Source organism: Collinsella aerofaciens (assembly GCF_015670795.1).
Taxonomy (GTDB): domain Bacteria; phylum Actinomycetota; class Coriobacteriia; order Coriobacteriales; family Coriobacteriaceae; genus Collinsella; species Collinsella aerofaciens_Q.
Map to the genome: position 1 here is coordinate 44176 of NZ_JADPCJ010000002.1, position 22850 is coordinate 67025.

Here is a 22850-nt window from a genome sequence, read left to right on the forward strand (position 1 = left end):
TCTCCGACCACGGCAAATTGCGCACTTACAAAACCGCAGGTAGAACACTTGCGATATTTGCAAAAATGCGGGTGTGGTCAGGAATCTCGGATTCATCGTAGTAAACCGGCATAGTTTTGTTCGGGCGGCCCTGCACGAGTGTCTCCGCCAGCCTCGCGGGACCAAAATGAGCCGTTTTCCTCCGTCCCCAATGGATCAGCCGAAACCGCCCGCCACGAAATCGGCCCATCTACTACGTTTGACTCGATACCCCTGACCATACCTTCGTTTTGAACAAAACCGCAGGCGTTCTACCTGCGGTTTTGTTTTTGCGCTTTTCGGCATGGTTGGGGGTAAGGGGCTAAACGTAGTAGATGGGCCGGTTTCGTGGCGAACCCTTCTCGCCTACGCACAAAAGCGCCGCCACGGAGGAGGGAGATACCTCCGTGGCGGCTGGGGCTGGGGGTGGGGCTATGTTCTGGCTCCCCGCCGGCCGCCCGGGGCCTTCTGGCCCCGGGCGCTGCCAGCGTGCCTAGCGCTTACGGATACCCCAGACCAGGGCTCCGACGCCGGCCATGGCGATGACAAATGCCATAAGCAGAGCGGCAGCCTGCTGGTCGCCCGTGGTGGGCAGGAAACCCTTGACCGTCTTGACGATGTTCGTCACGGTCTTGGGCGTGCCGGGATCGGGTGTCGGCGTAGGAGTCTCGGGCTTCTTGTACGTGTTGTTGAACACGATACCCTCGACGCTCCTGTCGCCCTTGGTAAAGGCGACGTTCGCCTTGAGGTTGCCCTCGCCGTCATCGACCACGTTGACGGTCGCGGTAAAGACGGACTTGTCGTAGGTCATACCGGCCTCGTCGCCCTTGACTTCGCTGATGGTGTAGACGTACGTACCGAGCTCGCTGTACTCAAATTTGTCAAAGTTGATCTTGCCGTCGGCATCGTTGGTAACCGTAGACTCTACGTCCTCGCCAACGAGCTTAAAGCTAAACTCGTCCTTCTTGAGCTCGCGTCCCTCGAGCACCTTGATGGCGCCGATGGAAACCTGCGTAGGCATGGCGTGATACTTGTTGGTAAAGCCAGCCGACTCGGTAGTTCCCTCGAGCTTGTGCGTCGCGGTCAGCGTGCCGTCACCATTGTCGGAGACGGTGGTCACGACGGTGTAGGTCGTGCCGTCATAGGTGACGCCCTTGTACAGGCCGAGCGCGTTGGGGCAAGCCTCGCGCAGCGTGTACGTGTGCGTACCGGGTGCCTCGTAGCGGATCGGGCTCAGCGTAACGTTACCGTTGACGTCGTTGGTACCGCTAGCGACAGCCGCACCGTCCTCGAGCAGCTCAAACGTGAACTCGCCAGCTGCAAGGTCGCGGCCGGTCAGACGCTTGACCGTCTTGACCTGATCGGTCACGGACGAATCGGTAGGCGTCACGCTGTAGGTGTTGGTGAACGTGAAGGCAGCACCGTCGTCGCCTTCGCGCTTGACGCTCAGATGTCCGGCGCCGTCGTCAGTCACGGTATAGGAAACCTTGCGCGTGGCGTTGGCATCGTTGGTCACGCCAGGGGCGCTGCCGGTCTCGGTCACCGTATAGGCAAAGGTGTGCGAGCGCGGAGCGGTGGGGGCCGCAGGCTCGGACTCGTCGTTGGACTCGTCGGTGTCGGCAGCGTCGGCGTCAACCTCGGCCTCGTCGGCGTTGGCCTCGGCATCGCTCGATGCGTCGTCAGAAGCATCGGCCTTCACGCCCAGAGCGCGGTTGAGGTCCTCGAGCGTAAAGTGGATCTTGCCAAAGTCCACGTTACCGGCTGCGTCGTTGGTTACGGTCGTGCGCTCGGGCATCGGGGCACCTGCCTCGTCGGCGGTCACGGTAAAGGTGAACTTACCCGTGATGTCGGCCGGGGTCAGGCCCTCGGCAACCTGGAGCTTCTTAGTACCGGTGAGCGCGGCATCCACGGCGTCGGCGCCGTAGACGTTCTCGAACAAGGGCTCGACGCCGCCGTAGTCGACCGTTGCCGTCAGGGTACCGTCACCGTTGTCGACGACGATAACCTTAAAGCCAAAGCTCCACGTTGTAGCGGAAACGCCATTCGGCAGCCCGAATAAATCTTCGTAGGCCGTGTAGTTAATGGTCCAGGCGAGCTTACCGTCCTTATCGGTACGATAAGCAAGCCCAGCAGCCTCAAGATTAGCAAGCATCTTAGTGTCGTAGTGCAGCGTATCAAAGCTCACGTGCCCGCCGATATTGGGCTTGAGGTTTTCGTATGCCACAAGCTCACCCTGATAGGCGATGCCGAACCAGAACTCGCCGTCGGCCATCGGGCGGCCGGTCAGAGTCTTGGTGGCAACGACCTGAGCGGCGGTGCCGCCAGGCGTGTTGGTCGTAGCGCTGTAACTGTTGTGGAACGGCACCAGGGCCTTCTCGACCTTGTTCTCGCCACTCTTGTGGACCGTCTCATGCGTGCCCTCGGGACCGCCGGAAACGGTCGTCGTAGCAGTGAGCGTGCCGGCGGTGTCGTCGGCGATGGCGATCGTCACCGTGCGCACGGCGTCGTCGTAGGTGTAACCGGGCTGGCCGTCGTTCTTCTCGGCCACGGTGTACGTAAAGGTCTTGCCGGCGTCAGCCTGCGTAAATATAACCTCATGACCAGCCAGAATGTCGATCAGTCCGACCGTTGCCTCTGCCGCTGCGGGGGACTTGAAGCTATTAGCCCCGGGCAGCAGACCGAGCGCGCGAGCCGAAGCGTCGTCAGCAGGTGTCACGGTAAAGGTGAACTGACCCTCGGTCATGGGGCGGCCATCCAGATACTTGCTGAGCCACAGACCGCCGGCAGCGGTGTAGTTAAGCTCAGTGCGGTACGTGTTGGTAAAGCGTCCGTTTTCCTTCTTGGTGACGTTGGCGGTCAGGCTGCCATCGCCGTTCTCGGTCACGGTCACTTCGGCGGTTGCGACATGCGCGTCATACGTCATGCCGACCGTGCTGCCCGCGTTCTCGCGAATCTCGTACTTATAGGTTCCGGCGGCAGCGTAGTGAATCTTGCCGAACTTGATGGCGGCAATGCCGTCCTTCGCGTCCTTCTTGCTCACGGTTACGGTTGCGGGATCGGGCAGTGGGGCGTCTTCGGGGGCGGTGATGGTAAAGCTGAACTCGTCCCCATCCGTCCAGTCGCGGCCGCTGATGACCTTGCTCAGGTCAAAGTCGAGCTCCGCATCGAGCGGGGCCACGCTGTAGGTGTTCTTGAAAGTCGCAGCCGTGGCGTCCTTCAGGACATGCTCGGCCTTGAGGGTGCCGTCGCCGTTGTCCGTGATGGTGGTCTCGATGGTGTACTTGGCGTCACTGTAGGTGATGCCCTTGCTGGTGGTTCCGCCCTTGATCTCGCGCAGCGTGTAGGCGTGCTTGCCGGGCTTGTCGTATGCGACCTTGCCCATCGTGATCGCGCCGTCGGCAGCGTTAGTGCCGGTAGCGACAACCTTATCGCCCTCGACGAGCTCGAAGGAGAACTCGCCTTCCTTGAGCTCACGCCCGGTCAGGACCTTGTTCGCAGTGATCTGGTCGGTGACGCTGAACTCGCCAGGATTCGGCTTGTAACTGTTGCTGAACTTCGCCTCGTCGGCGCCCTTCAGCTCATGCTTTGCCTTGAGCTCGCCCTTGCCGTTGTCGGTGACGGTGGTCTCGATGGTGTAGGTCTTGCCATCGTAGGTGATGCCGTTGCCGGCGTCGCCCGGGACCTCGCGCAGCGTGTAGGCGTGCTTGCCGGGCTCGTTGTAGATGATCTTGCTCATCGTGATCTCGCCGTCGGCGGCGTTAGTGCCGGTGGCGACGACCTTGGCGTCCTCGCCCTCGACGAGCTCGAAGGAGAACTCGCCTTCCTTGAGGTCGCGCCCGGTCAGGACCTTGGTCGCCGTGATCTGATCAGTAACACTGAAGCTCTTGGGCGTCACGTTATAGGCGTTCTCAAAGATCGCCTTCTCGACGTTCTGCAGCTTATGCTCCACGCTGAGGGTACCGTCGCCGTTGTCCTTGACGATGGTCACAATAGTGTACTCAGCGGTGCTGTAAGTAATGCCGTTTTCGGTGGCGCCGGCCTTGGTCTCGCGCAGCGTGTAGGTGTGCTCGCCAGCCGCGGTGTAGGTGACGGGGTCCATCACGATCTTGCCGTCGGCATTGTTGGTGCCGGTGGAGACCGCGCTATTGCCCTCGACGAGCTCGAAACGGAACTCGCCGGCCTTGAGGTCGCGCCCGGTCAGTGACTTGGTCGCCTTGATCAGGTCGGTGACGCTGGAGTCCTTGGAGCCAGGCCTGTAGGAGTTGGTGAACTTCGCCTCGTCGGCGCCCTTCAGCTTGTGCTCTACGCCAAGCGTGCCGTCGCCGTTGTCCTTGACGGCGGTCTCTATGGTGTAGGTCTTGCCGTCGTAAGTGATGCCGTTATTGGCGTCGCCCGGGACCTCGCGCAGCGTGTAGGTGTGCTTGCCGACCTTGGTGTACTCAATGGTGCTCATCGTGATTTTGCCGTCGGCGGCATTCTTGCCGGTGGCGACGACCTCGGCGCCCTCGCCCTCGACGAGCTCGAAGGAGAACTCGTCGGCAGCAAGCTCGCGCCCGGTCAGGACCTTGGTCGCGGTGATCTGGTCGGTGACACGAGACTCGATAGGCGTCACGTTATAGGCATTGGTGAACGTAAATGCCGCATCGCCGTCCGGCTTGCGGGATACGCGCAGATTACCCTTGCTGTCATCGGTCACGGTGTAGGAAACCGTACGCGGAGGCTTGGCGTCGTTGGTCACGCCAGCGACCTCGCCGGACTCGGTCACGGTGTAGGTAAAGGTGTGCTCGCGCTTCTCGGGCTTCTCGCCCAGAGCCTTGTTAAGGTCGTCGAGCGTAAAGGTGATCTTGCCAAAGTCGACCTTGCCCTTGGCATCATTGGTCACGCTCGCGTTCGCGGGCATGGGTGCGCCCTCTTCACCGGTCACGGTAAAGGTGAACTTGCCGGCAATGTCAGCCGGGGTCAGGCCATTAGGAACCTGCAGATTCTTCTTGCCCACAAGCGATGCCTCGGCAGGCGCGGCAGTGTAGGTGTTCACGAACTCGTTGCCGGCATCGCCGTAGACAGCCGTCGCCGTCAGGGTACCATCGCCGTTGTCGACAACGGTTACACATGCGTCAATTGCCGACACGGTGGCGCTCACGCCCGCATGCAGCTTGCCGGTCTGCTCGGCAGCAATGTAATGAATGGTCCACGTCGGTTTGTCTGAGCTAGCATCAAGCGATGCCTTGCCTTCCTCGACCAGCTTGGCGAGCGACTTGGTCGTGTACGTCAGCGGACCGAACTCAACCTTGCCACCCTTGTTGGTTGCATTCAACAGAACCTCGTCGTGCCCCGCATAGCTCAGTGCAAACTTGAATTCGTCATCGGCCATCGGACGCCCTGAGAGCGTCTTGGTAGCCTCAAGAGTCAGCGGGGTTTCCGTCTTGGCGCTATAAGTGTTCTTGAACTCGCGCTCGCCCGAGATCTTTTCAACGTCAGCCTTAAGCCCACCCGTGGCCTCAACCGTCACGGTCACTTTGAACGTGGCAACGTTATCGCTGTAGGTGATGCCACCGGCGTCGCCCTTGACCTCGCGGACCTCATAGGTGTACTCGCCCGGCTTGTTGAAGGTGATCTCGCCGAAGTCAATGGCAGCCTTGCCCTTGCCGTCCGGGTCGGGTTTGTGCACGGTCGCGTCCGTGGATGCAGGCATCGGAGCGTCATTCTTGGGCGTCGCGGAGAGCTCAAACTTAAACTCATCCGTATCCGTCCAGTCGCGGCCCTCGAGCGCCTTGGTCAGGCCAAAGCTCGTCTTGGTATCCACCGTTGCCGGCGTCACGTTAAAGCTGATCTTGCCGTTGTTGCCCAGGTGAACGTCAACCTCCGTGGCGTCCGACTTGGCAGACGTGTTGTTCCACTTGGGATTGAGCACGTCGGCCGCGGTACCAGTAGGGTTGCCGCCCACGAGTTCCTTGGTGGTATGAAGTTCGTCAATAAAGGCTAGTCGCGCGGTTCCCTCACTAAACGACAGGTTGCCGCTCGCATCGCGCACGATTGCGCCCTCAAACTGCGCGGCATGTCCACCGGTAAACTCAATAATAGCTGTGCGGGGCTCGACCTTACTGTCTGTGCCTTTCGCCTCGAACTCATCCTTATAGTAATAGATGCCCTCGGCAGCCAGCGAGCCCGTCGCAGGCGTTGTGCAGTTCTTATCCACATAAATGGGAGTCTGCTTCTGGAAATAGTAATAACGGTTGGAATCGGCGGGCTCAAAGTTCGCAATCGTATCGCCCAGCGTGCCGCCATTCCACTTGTTCGCGTAGAAGTTAACGGTCTTGGAGCCGTCCTCCGCGGTGATCGTATTGCTCTTGATGTAGTCCTTAAGCCCCACTACCTGCTCAGGCGTAAACAGATTATCGAGCGCGTCTTTCTTAACGCTCGAGGTGTAGTTCACCTGGATGGGCTCAGTATTGTCGACCGTAAGAACACCATCGGTGATCTTAAATTGGCGCAGCGGAATCAGCGACGCGGGAATCTTGACTGTTACGATATCGCCGGTCTGAGACTTGCCTTCTTCGGCATGCTGAACGGTGATGACCAGGTTCGCGGCGGCACCAGTAAATGTATAGGTATCGACGTTGCCTTCGGTCTTCATTTTCAGATCGTCAAACGTCTCGCCGTTGTACACGACAGATGTAAAGTTGTCGACCTGCATAAAGTCACCCAGCTTATCGGTGAACGTAATGTAGCCGGACTCATGCTCGCCATAACCGCCATGGACCTCTGTCGGGTAACCAGCCTGGATAATGCTTCCCGAGATCTCTTCGAAGATCTTCTCGAGCTCGTCGGCGCTGGTTGCCGACTTGTAGTAATCGGAGTTTTCCGCACGTGTGCCATAGTCGATGACCCACTTTTCACGGCGGCCCTCATAAGTAATGCTTGACGAGGCGCTCGGATAGTTGCTCGACACAGCATGCATGAACTTATTCTCTCTGCTTGTGCCTTCAGCCGTGGGGACGGCACTGGGGTTTACGCCGCTAAAGATACCGATCGTATAAATGTCGGCACCTTTATCCTTGATCTTCTTGGCGGTGTTGACGGCGCTATTTGCCACCTCGTTCTCAAAGTCGCTGTAACTCGTAGGCGAGCCATCGGTGAAGAAGACGACGATCTTCTTGGCGTCGGCGCGACCGAGCGAAAATTGCTCATCAGCCAGCTCCAAGCCATAGTCGGCGCGCGTGGAACCGTCAGGACTGATAGAGTTGACCGTGCTCTTTAGGCTCTCCGCACCTTTGTCCTTGCAGGGCGTCAGATTCTTCATGGTCTGCGAATAGTTGCAGGTGGGTCCCCACCAACCATCGCGATATGTTTTGTTGCCAACCTCAGTAGTCTTATCGCCTGCAAACTTAACGATGGCAACCTGATGCTGTTTGGATTCATCTGTGATGCTTTGGTTTTGCGTGGCGATGGTGTCAATAAAGCGATTGGCGGCCGTCTTCAGCGCATCGATGCGCTTGGTGGAGCCTCCGTCGCCCATAGGATCACTCATCGAGCCAGAAGCATCCAACACCATCACAATATCGAGCGGTTTTCCGGAAATCGTCGTATCGGATGTCGAAGAGATGGCCGACAACGTGGTCAGGAAATCCGAATCTCCGTTCTCGACCGCCTTGACCGTCTTGTCGGTCCAGATTCGGCCGACGTTTTGAGTTGTTACTTCTTTGCCGTCATAGCCGCCGGCCCAGAACTTCCAGTGGTTGCTGGTGTCGGGGTCGACGACCGTCCCGGTCGCTGTCGGTCCGTCCATTCCTGTGCTGGACCTGGCGTTGGCCTCGGGCAGCATGGCAAATGCTGCAGCCGGCAACACCAGCACCACGGCCAGTATCACCGCCAAGAGACCCCTCGTGTACTTACTCATCGCGTCTCCCTTCTCGCGGTCTCAGACCTTGCAACAGCCTAAAGTTACGAAATGAGACACAATTTGGGCAGGTGACACATGTTCCAGATTCTGTTTTGGGCGTGAGACAAATGTCTCACCAAAGTTGAGACACGGCGTTTTCGCAGGAAAACGGGTGCGACTCGGAGCCATCAGGCAAAAATGATCCGCTTTCCTCCGTCCCCAAAGGGGGCAGTCGATGGCGCTCGCCACGAAACCGGCCCGTCTACTACGTTTGACCCGATACCCCTGACCATAGCCGCGTTTCATGAAAAACCGCGGGCAATTTACCTGCGGTTTTGTTTTTGCGTTGTTCGCCATGGTTGAGGGTAGCAGCCTAAACGTAGTAGATGGGCCCATTTCGTGGCAAACGGGTCACGTGGCAGCCCTCGCAAGGCCAAAATGACCCGTTTTCCTCCGTCCCCGGGAGATCAAGGGCTGTTATGGATATGGTGCCATTTCAAAACTATGCCGGATTACGGGGCTAAAGTCGGAACCCTCATCCATACCCTCATTTTTTGAAAAACGGCAGGCTATCTACCTGCGGTTTTGTTTTTGCGATTTTCGGTATGGCCGAGGGTCCGCTATCCAGCCCCGTAATCCGGCATAGTTTTGTTCGTGGCGGCCCAACCGCGCGTTTAAGTGCGGGGCCGGTGGGGCAAAATTGCCCCACCGGCCCCTATTCCAGTTCTATCCCAGCGTTACTCCGGCTTGGTTTCTACCGTGGGAGTCTTGTCCGCCGCGACTGGAGTGCGGGCAGTGTCCATAGTCAGGCAGTGTTTAGGACAGCTCTCGATGCACTCGCCGCACACCACGCAAGCGTACGGGTCGATCGACCAGGTACCGCCCTTGCGATCGACCGCGAGCGCGCCCGCCGGGCAGCGGCGCGCGCACATGCCGCAGCAGATGCACACGTCCATGTCGTTGACGATATGCCCGCGCAAGCGCTCGGGTGCCGTCAGCTTCTCCTGCGGATAGCGCACCGTGACCGGCTGCTTGACCATAGAACCTAAGGCCGTCTTGGCAAATGTCAGTAAACTCATGCCGCGCCTACCTTTCCGTGCAGCTAATGCAGGGGTCGATGGTCAGGATAATCATGGGCACGTTGGCAAGGAGCACGCCCTGCAGCGCATGTGTCAGACCCGCCAGGTTCTGCGACGTCGGCGTGCGCACGCGGAAGCGGTCCAGGTTCTTGGTGCCGTTACCGCGCACATAGTAATACGCCTCGCCGCGCGGCTGCTCAATCACAACCTCGCCGCGTGCGCCGTCGGCCGGTGTAAGCTTGGTGCGCCCGCCTATCCCGTCGTGCGGAATCTTGCCCACAAGCTCCTTAATGATGTCCATGGCCTGCGTGACCTCGGCACAGCGCACCTGGCAGCGGGCATAGCAATCGCCATCGGTAGCAACGATGGGCTCAAACGCAACCAAATCCGCATAGGCACCGTCACCAAACATGCGCACGTCGTAATCCACGCCCGAGGCGCGCCCAAACGGGCCGACCATCGACAGATCCAGCGCATCTTTCTTGCTGATCACACCCACGCCATGCAAGCGCTCGCCGCAGCTGTCATCGTCCAAAAACGTATGCACCAGGGCCTCGTAGTCGGGACGCATGGCATCGAGCGTCTGGACAATTCCGGCCAGCTCGGAGTCCTCGATATCGTGCTTAAGGCCGCCGATCTCGTTAATCGACAGAATCACGCGGCCACCGCACGTGCTCTCGAAGATCTTGAGAATCTGCTCGCGCAGGGTCCACGACCGATAGAACAGTGCCTCGAAGCCAAAGGCGTCGGCGAGCAGACCCAGCCACAACAGGTGCGAATGAATACGCGAAAGCTCGTGCAAAATGGTGCGGATATACTGCACGCGGCCGGGCACCTCGATGTCGAGCATGCGCTCGCAGGCGCTGGCATAACCGTAGCTGTGGCCCACGGCGCAGATGCCACAGATGCGCTCGGCGATGTAGCCAAACTGGTGCATGTCGCGCTTTTCGGTGAGCTTCTCGAGCCCGCGGTGCACAAAGCCGATCTGCGGAATTGCCTCGATGACGCGGTCGTCCTCGATTACCAGGTCCAGATGAAGCGGCTCGGGCAGCACCGGGTGCTGCGGGCCAAACGGAATAACGGAGCGATGTGCCATGGACCTTACGCCTCCTTTTTCTGCTTGTCGCGGGCGGCCTTGGCGGCAAGCGCCGCGCGGACCTTGGCCGCTTTCTCGGGATCCATGGCGGCGAGCTTTGCCTCCATCTCGGCAGCCTTGAGCGCGGCCTTCGCAGCAGTTTCATCGTGCTGAGCATCGGAGCCGGCAGCCGCAGCGGGCTGAGCGACGGCAGCGCCCGCAGCATCGCCAGCGCCCGCAGTGCCCTCCCCCGCAGCGGCCGTGGCAGTAGCAGCCTTCTCGGCCGCGGCCTTGCGCGCCTTGGCCTCGGCAGCGGCACGGACCTTCATGGCTTTCTCGCGCGCGGCCTTCACCTCGGGCGTGATAACGCTCATGGGCTCGGCAGTCGAGACCTGGTAGAAAAAGCCCTTAAAGTCAATCTGCATATCGGTAATGGCAAAACCAAACAGGTCGTGCGCTTCGTTTTCAAACGGGAATACTGCCGGATAGTACGAGCTGATGGACGGAATCTCCTGGTACTGATTAATTCCCTCAACCACCAGGTTCTCGATCGCATAGCTGCCGTCCTGCGCAATCTGCTCCTGAGCAGCACGGACGTTGATAAACGTATAGACCAGGCGATACGATCCGTCGTCCACACAGCGCTCGGCGTGCATTTGCACAAAGCGCGCGCCGACGCCCTTGAGCGCCTGCACATGCGGCAGGAGCTCGTCGAGCCCGACGGTGGTATAGATAGCCTTTTGCATTACTCGGCCTCCTTTGCAGCGACGGGCGTCTCAGCAGGTGCGTCACCAGCGGCAGGCGCTGCGGGTTTCTCGGCAGGCGCGTCACCGGCACCGTCAGCCCCGGCCCCAGCTGCAGCCACAAACCCGTCCTCGCCCAGCTCAACGCCACCGTCCCAAGTAGTGGCACCGCCCACGGTAAGCGGGTCGCCGCCGGCGCGCATCACGGCCTCCTTCTGGTCCAGGATGCCGCACGCCTCCACGATGGCATCGATCACCGTCTCGGGGCGAATGGCACACCCGGGCGCGTACACGTCCACGGGAATCGCGCGGTCCACGCCGCCGATCACGTTATAGGCATCGCGGAATACGCCGCCCGAACACGCGCAGATACCGCACGCCACCACGCACTTGGGCTCGAGCATCTGGTTGTAAATCTGGCGCACGACGGGCAGGTTCTGGGCATTGACCGACCCCGTCACCAAAAAGATATCCGCATGCTTGGGGTTGCCGGTGTTGACCACGCCAAAGCGCTCCGCATCGAACAGCGGCGTGAGCGAGGCCAGCACCTCGATATCGCATCCGTTGCAGCTCGAACCGTCGTAATGAATAACCCACGGCGAGCGCGACATTTTATGATCCATGGATGCCGCCTCCTAAATAAACACGTCAACGAGGATGGGCATAAGGTTGAGCAGGCCAAACACCAGCGCCACGCCCCATCCGAGCCTAAAGCAGCTGCGCCAGGTGCTGCGTGCGAAGGTGTTGTCGATCAGGACCTCGACAAAATACGTCGCGGCCATCACGACCAGGGCTACAACCCAGCTCACGGGGTTGTCCCAAACAAAGAACATGCCCACCCACATCAAAAACAGCACGGTCTCGCACCAGTGCATAAGGGTCATCTTGGCCAGCGTGCCGCCGCTCATCTCGGTGGCGACGCCCTGGACGATCTCCTGATGCGCGTGATGCGAGTACGAAAGGTCAAACGGCGACTTGCGCAGCTTGATGGTAAGCACCGCGAGCAGCGCCAGGAAAATGGGCGCGCTGTACACGATGATGGGGGCCGACTGCCCCGTCACGGCGATGGAATCAAAGCTGTCGGTGGCAAGGTACAGGCCCACGCTCATCAGCAAAACGGCGGGCTCGTAACTCATAACCTGCAGTAACTCACGATCGGCGCCAACCTGGGCAAACGGGCTTTGCGTCGAGGCGGACGCCAACACCACAAAGATCGCGGCGAGCGTCACCATAAAAGCGCACAGTAGCGTGTTAGAGCCCGACACAAAGATGCCGCCGCCCACGACGGTAAAGATGAGCGCGCACGCCATATAGGTATCGTCCATGGTGTTTACGCTGGCAGGGGCTTTGCGCAGCAGCTTGGCAACGTCGTAGAAAGGCTGGAGCAGGCGCGGGCCCACGCGGCCCTGCATACGGGCCGAAAGTTTGCGGTCAACGCCGTCGATCAGGCCACCAACCAAAGGCGCCAGCAGGGCAAACACCACGGTACCAATAAATATGCCCACGACGCCCGAGCCTTCAAAATACTTGCCGCGCAGCACCGAGGGCGCACTCATGGCAAGCCGCTCGGGCCCAATCCACGCGCAACACAGCAGCGCAAACAAGATAATACTGCAGCACACGACGCTACCCGCGGGACCAATACGCTTCTCGCCAAGGGCGTCCTCCGAGTACCAATTGCGCTTTTCAGCCTTTACCTCGTGTCCCATCGAGCCGCGGAAATGGCGATATTTATCGGTTCCCACGCCCGAAAGGTACACGTTGACGTGCGGCTTATTGCTCACGCGGAATGAAGTCAGCAGCACCACGGCGATAAACGCCACGATAACCACCATCAGATACATGGCGTCCTTGCCGATAACGTACGGCACGCGGCCAAACACCATGGCCAAGTAAGGCGACACCAGACCGCTCGAGATAACCGGGAACGCCACGCAGCACAGAATCAGCAGCGCGGCGATGGTGTTGAGGGCCATCCATTCGGTCTTATGAACATTGACCTCAACGTTTTGAGCCGTGGGGTCGACGCCCGAAAGCTTGGCAAGCCACTTGCCCCAGAAGTAAAACGTCGCGGCCGAGCCAAAGGCCAGAACCATGATCATGAGCACGTTGCCGGTCTGGGCAAACGCCACCAGGGCGCCCCACTTGGACACGAGCATGCCAAACGGCGCCACAAACATGCCCATGATGCCCAGCATCATCAGGCGCGTCAGGTGCGGCATGCGGCTGAACATACCGTCCATGTCCTCGATATTGCGGCTGCCGATATGATGCTCGGCCGTGCCCACGCACAGGAACAGCAACGACTTTGCCACCGTGTGGAACAGGATCAGGAAGATGGCCGCCCATACGGCCTCGGGCGCGCCGACACCCAAGCAGGCACTGATGAGGCCCAAGTTGGAAATGGTGGAGTACGCGAGCACACGCTTGGCGTTGCTCTGCGAGATGGCCATGAGGGCAGCGAGCAAAAACGTGATGGCACCCACACTCGTGACCATAAAGCCGGTCACGGGATAGATGGCATAGAGCGGGCTCAGCTTGACCATCAGGAACACGCCGGCTTTGACCATGGTTGACGAGTGCAGCAGGGCGCTCGTGGGCGTGGGGGCAACCATGGCGCCCAGCAGCCAAGTGTGGAACGGCATCTGTGCGGCCTTGGTAAGGGCGGCGAGCGATAGCAGGACGACCGGCATCACCAGCAGTGCGGACTGCGCGGTACCGGCGCCGGAAAGCTCGATCATGCCCGAGATGGTCAGCGGCATGCCGTTGACGTGCAGAAACATAAGGCCCGCCAAAAACGCGATGCCGCCCAGCATGTTGAGGATGATCTGGGTGAAGGCGTTTTTGATGGCCTCGGGCGTGCGCGTGTAGCCAATCATGAGGAACGAGCACACGGTGGTGATTTCCCAGCCGCAGAACAGCCACTCAAGGTTGTCGCTCGTCACGATGACGAACATGGCCGAGAGGAACAGGAACATGAGCGCCAGGAACTGCGGGCGACGGTCGGGCGCGGTCTGCCCGCGCAGCGCGGCCTCGTGCTCGTCATGGGCCTGGAAGTCCTTCATGTAGCCCAGGGCATACACGCAGATAAGGCTGCCGACAATGCCAACGGCGAGCACCATGATCACACTCATGTAGTCCAGGTAGAGCGGGGTTGCGGTGACGGCTTCGGTCGCGGGCAGCGTCATGGCTGCAAAGGCGAGCGAGCCCACCAGTTGGACTATGCCGAGCACCGTGGTGAGCGCGTTCCTATATTTGTACGCGTTGTATAGGATGACGGCGCACAGGATGACGTCGATGACGGAGCTGATGATCGAGAGCACATGCGATGTACCGGGGGCAACCTCAAAGCTCTGCGGACCCGTGCCAAAAAACATGACGGCGACTACAACCGTCACCGCCATAATAATGCCGGAACCTATGAGCCCCACCGCATCGCGGGCGCGGTCACCGCGCGCGAGCAGCATGCTCAGCGCCGGTACCAGCGGAAACAGGGTAAGGAAATACAGTAGCGTCATACCATCACTCCCCCATGCAAAAACGCTGCAATTGTTTAACGTTATAGCTCAATTGAGGAGCAGCGGCGGCAGGTTTTCGGTCAACTGGGGAGTTTTAGGCGTACGGGGTAAGGGCACGTCCGCTTTGGAGCAGTGGGGCGACGCTCCCCTATCGCAGCGACAGGCGCGCGGGCCACTGCGCGCGGTTTATTGGCCACGTTGGAGGATGTCCCGACAGGCTCGCGCCGGTCCAAAAAGTTGGCGCGGCAAGAAAAATGCGCCCCTATGGGCGCACCATCCCGTTTGCTATTCCGCCTTTTTAACGCGCGGCTTGCGACCGCGCGGCTTATCGACCAGTGCGGCCTCACCGCTCTCGCGGTACTGACGGCACCAAGCCTTGACCGAAGACTCGCTGGGAATCTTGTGCTTGATCATGGCCTCGCGAACCGTCAAGCCGTTTTCCAGACGGTCCTTAACCACAGCGAGCTTTACGTCGTACGAGTAGGTGTGATGATGCGAACCGGCATTGAGAACGGCGTCGGCACCGCCCACGGCATACGCGCGGGCCCACTGACGAGCCGTGGCCTGGGGAATGCCAAGCTCCGCGGCGAGGGCGCGATGACCGACCCCCTCTTGGAGGATCTCGACGGCGCGCTGCCTAACCTCGGGCGCATGCGTGCGAGTCCTAGTTGCTTCCGACATACCTGCCACTTCTTAGCCTTAACCGTTAATCTGCTTTCTTACGTGCAAGTTAGATAGTAGCATTTTACTGTTTGCTCAAAGCAGTTAATTAAAATAGACGCGGCGTTATCTGGGCATTTTGCACCAAATTACGACATTTCTTTATCGATTATTTACGCTGGTAGCTGACTCGCAGCTAATCGTCATTCGCTTGTCAACAAAATTGGCATCTCTTTATGTCCTTTGATATAGAGGATATAGTTATTAACCCCTCCCCCAATAATTTTGAGTGATCTGCGAGGCAGTAGACGTCCTCACTCCTCATGGTTACCGCGCATTGCCATCCACCGGAGCAAAACAAAAAGGGCGGGACCTGCTGCGCTTGCAGGCCCCGCACCGGTTGACACCCGACGGGGCACAGCCGGGCGAGACGGATCCGTGCTACCGCCCCGCCTGGCCGCGATGTTCAACTACAGCTCGTTGGCCGCGTGATACGCCGTGCGAATGGCGCTCGCAATGTCGGCGGTGCGCTCACCCGAGCAGTCGCCCACGCAGGTCACGGGCACCGTCACGCCATCCAGGTCAAACGCGTTGGCCTTGGAGCCCACGGCCATCACCACGTAATCGCAGGCGATCTTCACCGGCTCCTCGGCGCCGTCCTCGGTGGTGCGAACAGCCTCCACGCCCTCGTCGGTAATGGCGGTCAGGCGGGTCTTCACGTGCTGCTCCACGTTGTGCTCGGCAAAGTCGCTCATAATCAGCGGCAGAATGGTCTCGGACTCGCCCGCGGCAATCTTGTCGAGCATCTCCACGATCGCCACCTCGCAGCCGTGCTGCAGCAGATACTCGGCGGTCTCGGTGCCCACCAGGCCACCGCCAATGACGGCGACGCGGCCGCTGAGCTCCACCTTGCCGGCCAGCACGTCCCAGCTCGAGACGACCTTGTCCGAGTCGCCACCCGGAACGGGGATGACCACGTCGTGCGCGCCCACAGCCACAATCGCGGCATCGGCGGCGTTGAGGTCCGCGGGGCTAGCGACGTGGTTGAGCTCGACCTTCACGCCCAGGCCAGGCAGAATCTTCTCGTAGTACTCGACCGAGCGCATGATCTCGTCCTTGCGCGGAGGCGCAGCCGCCAGCACAATCTGGCCGCCCAAGTGATCGCTCGCCTCGTAGATGGTCACGTCGTAGCCGCGCTTGGCCGCCACGCGTGCGGCCTCCAGGCCGGCGATGCCGCCGCCCACCACGGCGATCTTCTTGTCGCCCTCGCCCGGCTTAATGGCGATGGTCGCCTCGTCGCCGTTCTCGGCATTGAGCACGCACGAGATGTACTTGCGATTTTGAATCGCGTCGACGCAGCCCTTGTTGCAGTTGAGGCACTCGCGGATGGGCTCACCCGTGGCGGCCTTCAGCGCAATGTCGGGGTCGCACATGAGCGAGCGGCCATAGGCGATGATATCGGCCGCGCCGTCTTCCAGAATCTTCTCGCCGGCCTCAACCGAGACAACGCGGCCGACGGTTGCCACCGGCACGGAGACCAGGGCCTTGACGCGCTCGGCCACGGGCAGCGTCCAGTTGTAGGGCATGGCGCCCATGGGCGGAATGGTGTCGCCCATGTTGCCGGTGTGGTTGGCCTGTGCGACCTGAATCATATCGATGCCCGCGCCCTCGAGCAGCTTGGCAAACTCGCAGGCCTCGTCGGGCTGCAGGCCACCCTTGCCGCGCGGCGTGCCGTCGGGGTTCTCCATGATCACGGGGAGCTTGTACTCCACCATCAGCTGCGGCGCGGCTTCCTTAATGGCGGCGACGACCTCCAGCGCGTAGCGGACGCGGTTCTCGAACGAGCCGCCGTACTCGTCGGCGCGCTGGTTGAGGATGGCCGAGCACAGCGAACCCACCAAGCGGTCGCCGTGGACCTCGATGGCGTCGATGCCGGCCTGCTCCGCGCGGGCGGCCGAGGCGGCGATGGCCTCCTTGATCTGGGTGAGCTGCTCTACGCTCGCCTCGTTCACAAAGTGCTGCATGTCGTGGTGCAGCTTGGCGTAGGCCTGGTTGCGGATCTCGTTGGACTCGGCCATCTTGGCGGCAAAGGTCTCCTCGTCGCCGGCGGCCTTGGCCTCCTGCGCGGCCTTGGCGGCAGCCATGGAGCCCATGACCATGCGGCCGACACCGGGCACATCGTACTCGGGGTGGAACAGCTGCAGCGCGACCTTGGCGCCGTGCTTGTGGACGGCATCGGCCAGCGCCTTAAACGTGGGGATCTGGGCGTCGGTTGCCAGCTTGGGCGTGGGGCTTGCGGTCATGACGGGAGCGACGTCGCCGATGACGATGTAGCTCACGCCGCCACGGGCCAAGCGCTCGTAAAAAGCCAGGCTGCGCTCGCCGATGGAACCGTCACGCTCCTCGTAGCCGGTGGTCAGCGGCGGAAACATAATGCGGTTCTTGAGCTCAAGGGGGCCAACCGTAATGGGCTGGAGCAGCTTGGATGCAGGTGTGGTCATGGACATTCCTCTCTTGTAGGCGCGGCGGCGATGATGCCGCGTAGTTATCTAGAGGATATGGCATGGGAATACAGCAGCGCAACGGAAATCGGCGGACAGCAGGTAGCGGCAGGTGGATGGGATGAGCCCAACAGCGGGTTTTTCTCGATCTGTAACACCTAGCCGCCCAAATCGGATCTAGATGTTACAGATTGAGATTTTGTTTGGGAAGTTGAGAGCTGGGTCGAAAACATTGACCCGCAATAACAAAAAAGCTCGTCTGCTAGGCCGACGAGCTGCAAGTTCTTGGTCGCGGGGGCAGGATTTGAACCTACGACCTCCGGGTTATGAGCCCGGCGAGCTACCAGACTGCTCCACCCCGCAATGTCTGGGCGCCTCATGTGCGCAAGAAAGAATATTACGCGGGAGTTCGGTAAACGGCAAGGAAAAACTCGTGGAGCATAATTCCTTCATATTTAAACCCCTCAGCCCCTATCACCGTAAACGAATCGCAGCCGAGTGCCGTCGGCGACGCGTATACAATGGTGCGCGTCCTTTTATGCCAACACTGGGAGTAGACATGCTGCTCGCTATCGATATGGGAAACACGCAGACGGCCATGGGCCTGTTTGACGGAGACGAGCTGGTGCAGTCGTGGCGCATGCCCACCGACCGCTCCTATACCGCCGACGAGATCCATGTGCGCCTGATGGGTTTCTTTAAGATGTACGGCCTTTCGCTCGACGCGGTCGACGCGATCGCCTTTGCCGGCGTGGTGCCGCAGCTCTCGCGCGAATGGCACGCCGTGGCCGACCGCATTGCCGCGGACGCCATCGTCATCGGGCCGCAGACGGCCGCGGTGACCAAGCTGCGCGCGGCGCGTCCCCAAGCCGTAGGCGCCGATCGCGTCGCTAACGCCGTTGCGGCCGAAACTTTCTACGGCGCGCCGGCAATCGTGGTGGACTTTGGCACCGCGACCAATATCGACGTCATCGATGAGGACGGTTATTACATTGGCGGAGCGATCGCGCCGGGCATTCGCATCTCCATGGACGCGCTTGCCGCCCGTGCCGCCAAGCTCGCCAGCGTGCCGCTCGAGGCGCCCGAGCACGCCATCGGCCGCGATACCGAGGAGTGCATCAAGGTCGGCGCCGTGATGGGCGCCGCCGCCATGGCCGAAGGCCTGGTCGCGCGCATGAAGCGCGAGCTGGGCCGCGACGATGCCACCGTTATCGCCACGGGCGGCCTCGCCGGCATCGTCGCCGGCTCGACCGATGCCTTCGACGTGGTAGACGGCCAACTCACCATCAAGGGCATCTGCGAAATCTACCGCCGCATGCAGAAGCTGGGATAGAGCAGGGGCTTAAGTCGAGCACGGGCGCGAGCGGCGAACTAGGCAACGCATCAGCCCTATTCCTCAAAATCGAAAAATTTTCAGTTTTGAGGAATAGGGCTTTCCGCTACGCCTCGCCGCACAACCACCTCGCCAGGTCCACGATCTGCACTCCGTCGCGATCCGTGGCCTCGTGATGCGTGCGGGCGAGAATCATCTTGGGATACGCATCGCCAATGCTCAGCAGTGGCGAAATCTCGCGTTCAAATGTCTTATCCGAGCTGATGTCGTCGCTCACCTGAATGTAGAGTTTCTCGCTCCGCTTGATTGCTACAAAGTCTATTTCCTTTTTATAGAGCACGCCGACGTATACCTCGTATCCGCGACGCAGCAGCTCGATTGCCACCATGTTCTCGTATACGCGTCCCCAATCCATATCACGTGTACCAAGAAGCGCATATTTAAACGCATGGTCCGCCAGATAGTACTTCTCGCCGCTCTTAAGGTATTTTTTGCCGCGAATGTCGTACCGACGAACTTTATAGAAGGCAAACGCATCGCACAGGTACCCCATGTACGTGCCGACCGTCTTGTTCGTAATCTTTAGCCCATCCGCATTTAATGCATCAGTAATGTTGCGTGCCGACGTAATGCTGGAAACGTTGTCCATCATGTAATCGGCAATGCGCAGCAGCGCCGATTCGTTTCTCACGTTATGCCGCTGCACGATATCTCTCACAATGAGCGTCTTGAAGACGTTGGAGAGATATTGATAGCGCTGCTCCTGCAGTGGATAAGGGTAAGAGCCGGACATACCGCCGGTTCTCGTGTACTCATCGAAGTCGCGGTCGACCTCGCCCTCGTCGCCATAGAGACGATACTCCTCAAACGAGAATGGGAAAACCTCGATCTCAAACGTACGCCCCGTAAAGAGCGTCGACAGATCGCTCGACAGCAAAAAGGCATTCGATCCGGTAATGAATATGTCGTACTGCTCGGATGCGTGAAGGCTATTGATCGCACGCTCAAAACCGTCGCACATCTGAACTTCATCGATAAGCAGAAAGTTTTGTTTGCCGGATACTCGATGCCCTTTTACATAGGCGAGCAGCGCGTGATACTCGAGCAGGTTCTCGAACTCATCGAGGTTGTAGTTGATATGGATGACATTCGAATTGGACAGATTTGCCTCCACGTAATCGCGGAGGGCCTCGAGCAATTTTGATTTACCGCTGCGGCGAATGCCCGTGATGACCTTGATGTCCGGCACGCCAATAAGGCTCGTCAACGTGTCCATATATGACGTTCTATTGATGAGTTTCATCGGGGCCTCCTCGCGGTCTTTTATCGCTATTCCTCAAAACTGAAAAATTTTCAGTTTTGAGGAATAGGCTCTATAGCGAATATACCTCGCGAAAGACCGAGCTGCCTTAATTCTATTCCTCAAAAACGAAAATTTTTCAGTTTTGAGGAATAGGTCGCTGGCAGCCCATTCCCCAGATAGGCAAAACCCTCCCCGGCACAGGCCGAGGAAGATCTTGTTGTCATCGTTGTCTTTGAGCGCGGGCGCCTCGCGTTACAGTCCGCGAATCCGTACGGCCTCAGGCGGAAACTCCTGCTCGCCGGCATCGGTCTTAATGGTCGCGCGGCCCCAGATGTCCAGGCCTGCAAACACACCGACCGCAAGCGGCAGGCCGTTGGGCGACACCGCCGCAACTTGGCGGCCCAGCAGCGGCACCATGTCGAAGTACTCGCCCAGCACGGGAGCCAGCGGCCCTGCGGCGCCTTGCGGCGTGTTGGCAACAACCGCCCAAGCGTCCACGCGGGCCAGCACGGCGGCGGCCAGCGTCTCGACCAGCGCTTCGTCAGCCACGTCCACACCAAGCTCGCCCAGCGCCGAACGCTCAATATCCACCGTCACGGCACCGAACATGCCCGCGGCACCGGCACCGCCGTTCACGGCAACACGCGCGAGCGACGTCTCAAACGCAGGCGCACCGCACACGATATCGCTCGGCCACCGGATACCCACCTTGCCGGAAAGGCCCAGGCCCGGCGTCGACACTGTGCCCACAAGCGCATCCATCATGCCCATCGCGGCCACAAACGGCAGGCCGTGGAAGGCGTGCATATTCACATCCGGACGCACGACCAGCGAAAACGTCAGCGAAGCATCGCCCGCGCTCCACGCGCACCAGCCCGCGGACACGCCCTCGCGGCCCGCGTTACGCGCCGCGTCGAGCTCGGTGCCGGCAGCAACAGCATTCATCTCGATCATCTACATACGCCCCAATTCGCCAACGATATGGCCCACGCGGTCCTCGGGCTCCTTGACCTCGACACCGTTGTAGCGGAAGAACCGCGCCGGGTCGTGCATCAGGTCCTCGAGCGGCACCAGCACAAAGTCGCGCTCGCCAATGAGAGGATGCGGCAGGCGCAGCTTTTTGCCGCCGTGGGTCTCGCCATCCATCCACAGCAGGTCCAGGTCGATGGTGCGCGGACCGTTGGCCTTGGCCTTCTTGGAGCGGTCGCGCCCCAGCTCGGCCTCGATCTTCATGAGCTCATCGAGCAGCACCAGCGGCGCCAGCTCGGTCTTGATCTCGATGACGGCGTTGGCAAACGCGTCCTGGCGCGTCTCGTAGGCCGGCTCGCTCTCGTAAATCTTGGAGGAGTTGGACACGCAGGTGAGTGGAATCTCGGCGATCATCTCGCGTGCGGCGCGGATGTTGTCGCAGCGATGCCCCAGGTTGGAGCCCACGGCCACAAACGCGCGGCGCGGCTGCGGCTTGGCAACCGCCCAGTAACCGTTCAGGAACTGCGCAAAACCCGCGGCGTCGTGCACGCGCACGATGTTGGCACCGGCCTGGATGGCGCCCAGGCACACGCCAAACGTGGCGGCATCGCGCTCGGCGGCCTCGGTCACGCCAGAGACGGCGCCCACAAAGCGCTTGCGCGACACGGCGCACATGAGCGGGTAGCCCAGCGACGCCATCTTGGCAGTCTCGCGCTGGATGACGATGTCCTCGTTAGCCGACTTACCAAAGCCCGGGCCAGGATCGATGCAGATGCGGTCGCGCGACACGCCGGCATGGATGAGCGTGCGGGCCTGGTCGGACAGAAAGCCCATGACGCGGCGCATGATGGGCGCCGAATCGGGCAGGGTAAAGCGGCGGAGCTGCGAGGTGGGCACATAGGCCTCCTCACGGCGGGCACTGCGGCGCATCATGGCGGCCAGGCGGTCATTGGACTCCGATGCGGCCTCGATGGCTGCGGGCGCGGCCTCGGGCGCGGGCGCGACGGTCTCGGCGGCAGCAGCCTGCTCGGCGGCCGGCGTCTCCTGCTCGCTTGCAGGCTCGGACGTGGGCTCCGGTTCGCCAAACGGCAACGAGGGCTGCACCACGCCGCCCGGAAGCTTGGCCTCCGGCTTAGGCTCGCCCAGCAACTTGCCGCGACGGCGGCGAGCCGGCTTCTCGGCCTCACGCGCGGCCTCGGCAGCCGCCTCGCGCGCCTTCTCGGCAACAAACGCCGCTGCCGAGGTATCGAGCTGCACCGTTGCGTGCGTGCGTGCGGTCGCGGCGACCTCGCCGGCGTGCATTACGATGACGCCGCAGGTGCTCGTCTTAACAAACTCGACCATCTTGGGATCGGTGAAGCCGGTCACGTCGTTGACGATCGAGGCGCCGCAGCGCACGGCCGCCTTGGCAACCGCCACGTGGCGCGTGTCGATCGAGACGATGGCACCCTCTTTGGCCAGCGCGCGCACAACGGGCAGCACGCGGCGAGCCTCCTCGTCGGGGTTGACCGGAGTAAAGCCGGGACGCGTGGACTCACCGCCCACGTCGATGATGTCGGCGCCGGCGTCGAGCATCGCCAGGCCGTACTCGATGGCGGCATCCGGGTCGAAGTGCTCCCCGCCATCGCTAAACGAATCGGGCGTCACGTTGAGGACGCCCATGATGCGCGGACGGTCAAAGCTGAGCTCGTACTTTCCGCACCGCCATGTCTTGCTGTCGTTCGCCATGAACATCCTCCTAAAATGCCCACGCCGCCGAGCTTGGGGAGCTG

At 60.6% G+C, this 22850-nt stretch carries 12 protein-coding genes and 1 tRNA gene; 1 reads left to right on the top strand and 12 read right to left on the bottom strand.

What is annotated here, in order from left to right:
* Window positions 1-511 precede the first annotated feature (511 nt).
* The 9 genes from I4W09_RS01300 to I4W09_RS01340 form a co-directional block, all read right to left on the bottom strand.
* On the bottom strand, window positions 512-7915 hold the full coding sequence (locus I4W09_RS01300) for a Spy0128 family protein (protein ID WP_196031363.1): 7404 nt from the start codon (window positions 7913-7915) through the stop codon (window positions 512-514).
* 719 nt (window positions 7916-8634) lie between these two features.
* Window positions 8635-8976, bottom strand: a complete 342-nt coding sequence (locus I4W09_RS01305) for a 4Fe-4S dicluster domain-containing protein (protein ID WP_138113720.1) — start codon at window positions 8974-8976, stop codon at window positions 8635-8637.
* Between the two features lie 7 nt (window positions 8977-8983).
* Entirely contained in the window at window positions 8984-10072 is a 1089-nt protein-coding gene (locus I4W09_RS01310) for a hydrogenase large subunit (RefSeq protein WP_161178024.1), read from the bottom strand.
* 5 nt (window positions 10073-10077) lie between these two features.
* A complete protein-coding gene (locus I4W09_RS01315) occupies window positions 10078-10797 on the bottom strand; it encodes an NADH-quinone oxidoreductase subunit C (RefSeq protein ID WP_138113716.1) in 720 nt (239 codons plus the stop codon).
* A complete protein-coding gene (locus I4W09_RS01320) occupies window positions 10797-11417 on the bottom strand; it encodes an NADH-quinone oxidoreductase subunit B family protein (protein ID WP_196031364.1) in 621 nt (206 codons plus the stop codon). The genes I4W09_RS01315 and I4W09_RS01320 overlap by 1 nt, the downstream gene beginning before the upstream one ends.
* Window positions 11418-11429: 12 nt before the next feature.
* Window positions 11430-14312 carry a proton-conducting transporter transmembrane domain-containing protein gene (locus tag I4W09_RS01325; protein ID WP_196031365.1) on the bottom strand — a complete coding sequence of 961 codons (2883 nt, stop codon included), beginning with the start codon at window positions 14310-14312 and terminating at the stop codon, window positions 11430-11432.
* A 285-nt stretch (window positions 14313-14597) separates the two neighbouring features.
* Entirely contained in the window at window positions 14598-14993 is a 396-nt protein-coding gene (locus I4W09_RS01330; RefSeq protein WP_035136573.1) for a helix-turn-helix domain-containing protein, read from the bottom strand.
* Between the two features lie 449 nt (window positions 14994-15442).
* Window positions 15443-17473 carry a bilirubin reductase, long form gene (gene bilR / locus I4W09_RS01335; protein ID WP_230318603.1) on the bottom strand — a complete coding sequence of 677 codons (2031 nt, stop codon included), beginning with the start codon at window positions 17471-17473 and terminating at the stop codon, window positions 15443-15445.
* A 286-nt stretch (window positions 17474-17759) separates the two neighbouring features.
* A tRNA-Met gene (locus I4W09_RS01340) sits at window positions 17760-17836 on the bottom strand.
* A gap of 196 nt (window positions 17837-18032) precedes the next feature.
* Between I4W09_RS01340 and I4W09_RS01345 the strand changes: the two genes are divergently transcribed.
* Window positions 18033-18806, top strand: coding sequence for a type III pantothenate kinase (locus I4W09_RS01345; RefSeq protein WP_196031367.1), 774 nt, complete (start codon window positions 18033-18035; stop codon window positions 18804-18806).
* A gap of 106 nt (window positions 18807-18912) precedes the next feature.
* On the opposite strand, the gene I4W09_RS01350 is transcribed toward I4W09_RS01345, so the two are convergent.
* From I4W09_RS01350 to folP, 3 genes are all read right to left on the bottom strand, one after another.
* A complete protein-coding gene (locus tag I4W09_RS01350) occupies window positions 18913-20109 on the bottom strand; it encodes an ATP-binding protein (RefSeq protein ID WP_196031368.1) in 1197 nt (398 codons plus the stop codon).
* A gap of 252 nt (window positions 20110-20361) precedes the next feature.
* Window positions 20362-21063, bottom strand: a complete 702-nt coding sequence (locus I4W09_RS01355; RefSeq protein ID WP_196031369.1) for a hypothetical protein — start codon at window positions 21061-21063, stop codon at window positions 20362-20364.
* On the bottom strand, window positions 21064-22806 hold the full coding sequence (gene folP, locus I4W09_RS01360) for a dihydropteroate synthase (RefSeq protein WP_195239920.1): 1743 nt from the start codon (window positions 22804-22806) through the stop codon (window positions 21064-21066).
* Between the last annotated feature and the right edge of the window lie 44 nt (window positions 22807-22850).

Excerpts from the sequence above, each read along its gene's own strand:
- I4W09_RS01300 (WP_196031363.1), bottom strand. The coding sequence starts at position 7,915 with ATGAGTAAGTACACGAGGGGTCTCTTGGCGGTGATACTGGCCGTGGTG.
- I4W09_RS01350 (WP_196031368.1), bottom strand. The coding sequence starts at position 20,109 with ATGAAACTCATCAATAGAACGTCATATATGGACACGTTGACGAGCCTT.
- I4W09_RS01320 (WP_196031364.1), bottom strand. The coding sequence starts at position 11,417 with ATGGATCATAAAATGTCGCGCTCGCCGTGGGTTATTCATTACGACGGT.
- I4W09_RS01325 (WP_196031365.1), bottom strand. The coding sequence starts at position 14,312 with ATGACGCTACTGTATTTCCTTACCCTGTTTCCGCTGGTACCGGCGCTG.
- I4W09_RS01305 (WP_138113720.1), bottom strand. The coding sequence starts at position 8,976 with ATGAGTTTACTGACATTTGCCAAGACGGCCTTAGGTTCTATGGTCAAG.
- I4W09_RS01315 (WP_138113716.1), bottom strand. The coding sequence starts at position 10,797 with ATGCAAAAGGCTATCTATACCACCGTCGGGCTCGACGAGCTCCTGCCG.
- folP (WP_195239920.1), bottom strand. The coding sequence starts at position 22,806 with ATGGCGAACGACAGCAAGACATGGCGGTGCGGAAAGTACGAGCTCAGC.
- bilR (WP_230318603.1), bottom strand. The coding sequence starts at position 17,473 with ATGACCACACCTGCATCCAAGCTGCTCCAGCCCATTACGGTTGGCCCC.
- I4W09_RS01345 (WP_196031367.1), top strand. The coding sequence starts at position 18,033 with ATGCTGCTCGCTATCGATATGGGAAACACGCAGACGGCCATGGGCCTG.
- I4W09_RS01330 (WP_035136573.1), bottom strand. The coding sequence starts at position 14,993 with ATGTCGGAAGCAACTAGGACTCGCACGCATGCGCCCGAGGTTAGGCAG.
- I4W09_RS01310 (WP_161178024.1), bottom strand. The coding sequence starts at position 10,072 with ATGGCACATCGCTCCGTTATTCCGTTTGGCCCGCAGCACCCGGTGCTG.
- I4W09_RS01355 (WP_196031369.1), bottom strand. The coding sequence starts at position 21,063 with ATGATCGAGATGAATGCTGTTGCTGCCGGCACCGAGCTCGACGCGGCG.